General features: G+C 56.4%; 7 protein-coding genes. All 7 read left to right on the forward strand.

The window, feature by feature from the left end; all coding sequences use genetic code 11:
- The first annotated feature begins 66 nt into the window (after positions 1-66).
- A complete protein-coding gene (locus tag FDX11_RS11315; RefSeq protein WP_000197390.1) occupies positions 67-894 on the forward strand; it encodes a DUF932 domain-containing protein in 828 nt (275 codons plus the stop codon).
- Between the two features lie 226 nt (positions 895-1120).
- Positions 1121-1804, forward strand: coding sequence for a YafY family protein (locus FDX11_RS11320; protein WP_137397928.1), 684 nt, complete (start codon positions 1121-1123; stop codon positions 1802-1804).
- Positions 1805-1864: 60 nt separating this feature from the next.
- The gene (locus FDX11_RS11325) at positions 1865-5332 is read left to right on the forward strand and encodes an AIDA repeat-containing protein (protein ID WP_001618787.1); all 3468 of its coding nucleotides are present in this window, start codon (positions 1865-1867) and stop codon (positions 5330-5332) included.
- Positions 5333-5422: 90 nt separating this feature from the next.
- Positions 5423-5662 carry a DUF905 domain-containing protein gene (locus FDX11_RS11330; RefSeq protein ID WP_001115184.1) on the forward strand — a complete coding sequence of 80 codons (240 nt, stop codon included), beginning with the start codon at positions 5423-5425 and terminating at the stop codon, positions 5660-5662.
- A gap of 101 nt (positions 5663-5763) precedes the next feature.
- Positions 5764-6222 carry an antirestriction protein gene (locus FDX11_RS11335; protein WP_113372854.1) on the forward strand — a complete coding sequence of 153 codons (459 nt, stop codon included), beginning with the start codon at positions 5764-5766 and terminating at the stop codon, positions 6220-6222.
- A 15-nt stretch (positions 6223-6237) separates the two neighbouring features.
- A complete protein-coding gene (locus FDX11_RS11340; RefSeq protein WP_137397929.1) occupies positions 6238-6714 on the forward strand; it encodes a RadC family protein in 477 nt (158 codons plus the stop codon).
- A gap of 8 nt (positions 6715-6722) precedes the next feature.
- Positions 6723-6944: a DUF987 domain-containing protein gene (locus FDX11_RS11345; RefSeq protein ID WP_000691995.1), complete on the forward strand. Its 222-nt coding sequence runs from the start codon at positions 6723-6725 to the stop codon at positions 6942-6944.
- Positions 6945-6967 lie beyond the last annotated feature (23 nt).

A 6967-nucleotide genomic window follows, 5' to 3' on the forward strand; every position in this document is an offset into this window, starting at 1 on the left:
CCTGCCCCTGTCGCCGATGCGACGGGGATTTCTTTTATTTGTTTTCCCATTATGAGGAGTCTGCTTATGACCCGTCTGGCTTCGCGCTTTGGCGCAGCAAACCTTATCCGTCGCGACCGTCCGTTAACCCGTGAAGAGCTGTTTCGCGTAGTGCCCAGTGTATTCAGTGAGGACAAACACGAGTCCCGTAGTGAGCGTTATACCTATATACCCACCATCTCCCTGCTCGACAGCCTACAGCGAGAAGGCTTCCAGCCATTCTTTGCCTGTCAGACCCGCGTGCGTGACCCGGGTCGTCGTGAACATACAAAGCATATGCTGCGCCTTCGTCGGGAGGGGCAGATTACCGGTAAGCAGGTGCCGGAAATCATTTTGCTGAATTCACATGATGGCACCAGTTCGTACCAGATGTTGCCGGGACTATTTCGCGCAGTTTGTCAGAACGGGCTCGTCTGTGGTGAGTCGTTTGGCGAGGTGCGGGTGCCGCACAAGGGGGACGTGGTGAGTCAGGTAATTGAAGGCGCGTATGAGGTACTGGGCATTTTTGACCGTGTGGAGGAGAAGCGGGATGCGATGCAGTCGTTGCTGTTGCAGCCTCCTGCGCAACAGGCACTGGCACAGGCTGCACTGACGTACCGGTTCGGGGAGGACCACCAGCCGGTTGCGCCGTCACAGGTGCTCTCCCCGCGCCGCTGGCAGGATGAGAGTAACGACCTGTGGACCACGTACCAGCGTATTCAGGAGAACCTGATTAAGGGCGGGCTCAGTGGTCGTAGCGCAAAAGGCGGGCGCACGCATACCCGTGCCGTGCGGGGCATAGACGGTGATGTGAAGCTTAACCGGGCACTGTGGGTGATGGCGGAAGCGATGCTCAGTGGTTTTCGGCCTGCGTGAGTTCACACTTTGCATCAGATAACGTTACGGCGGTGTTAATAAATGACACTCCCTGTCATTTTTGGTGGGAATTTTTGCCGAGTATTTCACCGAAAAATGGCGCAGGCCTGACAGATTCAGGCTTCAGGCCTCCCTCAAAATAGCGGCTCCAACAGACATATCCTGACAACCCCCTCCTTTAGAATCTCATGTCTTTCAACCGGTTAACCTGCACGGAGGAACCATCATGCCACCGACAGAGCGTCGCTACGACAGACTGGCGGTCAGGCTGTCGTTGATTATCAGCCGCCTCGTAGCGGGTGAAACGCTGGATATGCAAAAGCTCGCGACCGAGTTTGACGTGTCAGTCCGCACCCTCTACAGAGACTTTCGTGAACGGCTGATTTATCTGGATCTCGAATGCCATCAGGGCTGCTATCGCCTACGGACAGGGGCCGGGCCGCAGGGCGAGCTGGATGTCCTGACGTTTGCCCACCGTACCGGCATCGCCGGCCTCTTTCCGGGGCTGGACCGTCGGCTGGTGAGCCTGCTGCTGAACTGCGAGGGTGCCCCCTGCCTGACCGGAGATGCGGTTTCTGTGGGCTCACCTGCGACCCAGCTGTCCTTTTACCGGCTGGTACAGGCTATTACCACCTGCCAGCGCGTCATGTTGCTGACTGACGGAAATCGTTGCGAAAGACTGGCCCCTTACAGGCTGATTGCCCAGCAGAGCCACTGGTACTTGGTTGCGGAGCATCACGACCGTCCGGTGGTGTTTTCGCTCAGTGATATTCACCTTGTGCAGCCCCTCACTGAGAGTTTTAAACGCAACGAGCGCTTTTACCGACTGACAGAAGATTTAAGTTTTATCCGAGCACTGCCGCATTTTCAGTTTATTCAACAGGCAATCACCAACATAACTACAACCTAAAGGAAATCAGCTTCTTGCCGATACCCTTTTAGGGGAAATTCTACACACAACAAGGTATTTATGATGAAGCGAAACCTGAACACCAGCTACCGGCTGGTATGGAACGAAGTTTTGGGAGCATTTGTTGTTGTCTCAGAATTGGCAAAAGCAAAAGGAAAGCGCAGCACTGCTGTTCTCGCGCTGGCAGTTGCCGGACTGGTGGCAAGCCCTGCGGCACTGGCTGATGATGCGCCGGGAAACACCCGTACGGTAGCGGCCGGTGAGGTAGTCAATGGTGCGGTGATCGGCAATCACGACTCACAGATCGTTTTCGGTAAGACAAACAACACAGTCATCAACACAGGCCTGGAGTTCGGTGCTGATAATGATGACAACAGCGGTGGTCAGTGGGTACAGACGGGGGGCGTGGCAAACCAGACCACCATTAATAATAGCGGGCTGCAGGGTGTACTGGCTGGCGGCAGCGCCACAGACACCACAGTCAACAGCGGTGGTGGTCAGAGCGTGCATGGTCAAGCTTCAGATACCACGCTTGACGGTGGTACACAGTGGGTACACAGCGGCGGTATTACCTCCGGCACGATCATTAATAAAGACGGGGCTCAGCTGGTAAAAGCTGGAGCGCAGGCTACCGGTAGTGTGGTGAATACCGGAGCACAGGGTGGTCCCGATGCAGAGAACAACGACGGGCAGTGGGTTGCCGGTACCGCAACTGATACCACCATTAATAACGATGGTCGTCAGATTATTGCCGCTGGTGGCCTCGCTACCAGCACAGTGATTAAAGCGGACGGCGACCAGAGTGTGCACGGTTCGGCAATTAATACCCTGCTGGAAGGTGGCTTCCAGTACGTTCATGAAGGTGCCAGCGCCGAAGGTACAGTGATTAGCCAGAACGGCTGGCAGGTGGTGAAGAACGGAGCGACGGCAACGGATACCACTATCCTTAATGGTACTGGCACCGAGGTGGCAAACGGCAACAGCGCATCCTCGCAGAGTGTGCAGGCTGGTGGCTCTGCCCTGAACACCACTATCGGTGATGATTCACCCTCCGGCGAATTGCTGACCGACCTGTCGTATCAGATGGTGGATGGTGGACGTGCGGAAAATACCACCATCAATAATGGCGGGGTACAGTCGGTTTTTGCCGGTGGTACAGCTATCGGCTCGGTCGTGAATCGTGGTGGTCGGCTGGAAGTGTCCATCTGGCAGGATGAACCTGTTGCCGGGAAAACGGCAGTGGCCGGGTCGGCGAATAACGTCACAGTGGAAGCGGATGGCATATTGTCGGTGGATGCGGGCACTTCCGCGACGGATGTGGTCATCAAACAGGGCGGTGCATTATGGGCGACCACCGATTCCACGGTTACCGGGACGAACAGTCTTGGGGATTTCTTCATTGATGGCACCACGCATATCGCTACCAATGTCCTGCTGGAAAACGGCGGGCGTCTTGATGTACTAGGCAATGGCATCGCCGATACCACTACGGTTAATCAGGGCAGTATTCTGGCCGTCGCGACCGGTGGTAAGGCGCAGAACATCGTAATGCATGACGGCGGTGTGCTGATTGCCGATACCGGTGCAACGGTCAGCGGTACGAACACCACCGGCGCATTCGGCATTGACGGCGCAACCGGTAAGGCCAGCAACCTGCGTCTTGATAACGGCAGTCAGTTCACGGTACTGGGTAACGGCAGTGCGGATAACACCACAGTGGGTGCAGGCAGTACACTGAATGTGGCCCAAGGTGGCACGCTTACTGGTACCACCACATTTGGCGACGGTGCATCGCTGACAGGGAGTGCCACCAATAGCGGACAACTGCACTTCAGCAACGGTAACGCAGCCATCAGCGGTTCGGTAAGTGGTGACGGGCAATTACTCAAAGAGGGTAACGGTACCCTGACGGTCAGCAATGGCACGTTGTCTCAGTCACAGGTAACCCTGAATCAGGGAACGCTGGCGCTGAACAATGCGATCATCAACAGCGATATCATCGCACAGTCTGGTACCCAAGTGCGCCTGACTGGCAACTCGGTGATGAACGGCGCGATTGACCCGACTGACGTCACCCTCGACAGCGCTGCCAGCTGGAATATTCAGCGTGGGGCGGCAGTGAAATCGGTGCTCGATAACCTCGATAACGCCGGAACCATCAGTTTTACTCCAGCCACCGGTAGTCAATTTGTCCCGGAAACACTGACGGTCACCAATCTGACGGGCCGTAACGGCACCATCAACATGTCGATTCGTCTTGATGACCCGGCCTTCCCGACCGATATGCTGGTCATTGACGGCGGACAGGCAACCGGCAAAACTTGGCTGAACTTCACCCATACCGGTGATGCAGGGCTGGGCCTAGCAACAACCGGCAACGGCATCAAAGTGGTGGATGCGATTAACGGAGCCACCACTGAAGCCGGAGCCTTTGCGCTGGGCCGCAAATTGCAGGCCGGGGCGTACAACTACACCCTGAGCCACGGCAGTGCCGATGAAAACTGGTACCTCACCAGTGAAGCGGGTTACCGTGCCGAAGTGGCGCTGTACGCCTCTTTGTTTGCGCAGAGTATGGATTACGACCGTGCATTGGCGGGAACATACAGTCAGCGCAGCAGCGCCGTGAACGACCAAGGGATCTGGGGACGTATTCAGGGCGGGCATACCGGGCGTGATGGTAACGGCGGCATTGCACAGGGCGACACCCCGGAAAGCAGCGGCAGCTACGGTTTTATGCAGCTTGGTGGTGACTTGTTCAAGCATGATACCGGTACACTTTCCCTAACCACTGGTCTGTATGGCGCAGTAGGCCAATCGTCGGTGGATGTGAAAAACGACGATCGCTCTGCAGCAGGCAGCGTGCGTGACACGGTGTACAGCATCGGCGGCTATCTGACAGCAGTTCATGATGCCAGTGGATTGTGGGCAGATATCGTGGCACAAGGCTCCCGTCACAGCCTGAAAGCCAACTCTTCGGATAACCGTTTTGATACTGACGGCACTGGCTGGCTGGCCTCTGTGGAAACCGGTCTACCGTTTAACATCAGTCAGGGATTGGTGCTGGAGCCACAACTGCAGTACATCTGGCAAGGACTGTCTCTGGATGATGGGCATGACAACGGCGGTTACGTGAACTTTGGTGACGGCAGTGCGCAGCATGTCCGCGCCGGTATCCGTTTTGGCAGTTCGTCTGAAATGGACTTCGGTCAGGGTACCTCTGCGGTCACAGGGTTTGCTGACAGCATGAAGCGCAGCGCAAGTGAGCTTCCGGTGAACTGGTGGGTACGTCCGTCGGTCATCCGCACGTTCAGTTCCGATGGCGATATGAGCATGGGCACGGCGACTGCAGGCAGCAATGTCAGCTTCACCCCGTCTCAGAAAGGCACGTCGCTTGACCTGCAGGCGGGTATTGACGCACGAGTACGGCAGAATGTCACACTGGGCGTGCAGGGCGGTTATACCCGCAGCGTCAGCGGTAACAGCGTTGACGGTTACAACGGTCAGGCCACACTGAAAGTCACCTTCTGATAATCCTGCCACTCTAACCAGAGTGGTATCAGTAGTCCTCACAGCCCCTGTTGCTCTGGCAACAGGGGCTTTTTGCATTTAAGGAGGCATATGCCTGAATCTCACTTACTGCCACCGGGACCCTTCACCCGAAGACATGCGCAAGCGGTCACTACCACGTACAGCAATATCACCCTCGAAGACGACCAGGGCAGTCACTTCCGCCTTGTGGTTCGTGACACTGAAGGCCGGATGGTCTGGCGGGCATGGAACTTTGAACCCGATGCCGCTGAAAGTCTTAACCGCTACATCCGCACCTCTGGCATCCGTACAGGCACCTCCACCCGCTGACCGCGAAGCATTTACCCGCACATTTCACCTCCCCGAACACGCTTTATTCCCCCATTTGCCAGCCATCGCCGCTGGCGTTTTTTATTAACGGAGACATGCCCATGACAACACAGACGCAGTACGACCTCGCACCCGCTAACCAACCCGAATTTGAACTGACCGTCACGCCGGTCCCCGATGAACAGCGTATCGATTTCTGGCCACAGTACTTTGGCGCTATCCCGCAGTGGCTACTCCTGGAGCCGCATATCTTCGCCTGGATGGACCGCTTCTGTGAGGGCTACAGCGGTGGTATCTGGTCGTTCTACACCCTCAGCAATGGCGGCGCATTTATGTCCCCCGAGCCTGACAACGATGAGACATGGCGTCTGTTTAACTGCCTGAACGGTAACGATGCCCAAATGAGTGCAGAAGCAGCAGGTATTGCTGTCTGCCTGATTGCGTATAGCCACCATGCCTGCCGTACAGAATGTGACGCGATGACCGCACACTATTACCGCCTGCGGGAGTATGCCATGCAACATCCAGAGGCCCACGCCATTCTGCGTATTATCGACTGACCGAAGGAGCAACAGATGAAACAGCTTTCCTTTTTACCCGGCGAGATGACGCCACAGGACCGGCGTCTCATTCAGCGGGCGCTGAGGATTCTTGACCGGCATCTGCATGAGCCCGGGGTGGCCTTCACCTCCACTCACGCCGTCCGGGAGTGGCTGCGACTGCATATGGCCGCGCTTGAGCGGGAAGAGTTCCGGGTATTGTATCTGGACAACCAGAATCAACTGATTGCCCATGAGACGCTCTTTACCGGCACGATTAACCGCACCGAGGTGCATCCCCGGGAGGTGGTCAAACGTGCTCTGCACTTCAACGCGGCGGCGGTGATACTCGCGCATAACCATCCTTCCGGCGAGACGACACCTAGCCAGGCCGACAAAACCCTCACGCAGCGACTGGTTCAGGTGCTTCAGCTGGTGGATATCCGTGTCCCTGACCATCTGATTGTCGGTGGCAGGCAAATCTATTCGTTCGCAGAACACGGTCTGTTGTGAGGTATGACATGAAAATTATCAGTAAACGCCGGGCAATGACGATATACCGCCAGCATCCTGAGTCCCGAATCTTTCGCTACTGCACAGGAAAATATCAGTGGCACGGTAGCGTCTGCCATTACACCGGCAGGGACGTTCCGGATATCACAGGAGTCCTGGCTGTGTACGCCGAACGCCGCCAGGACCGCAACGGGCCTTATGCCTGCCTGATGAGCATCACCCTAAACTGACAATAAAAGGAGAGCCGCCATGA

It is taken from the genome of Citrobacter sp. wls714 (assembly GCF_005281025.1).
Taxonomy (GTDB): domain Bacteria; phylum Pseudomonadota; class Gammaproteobacteria; order Enterobacterales; family Enterobacteriaceae; genus Citrobacter; species Citrobacter werkmanii.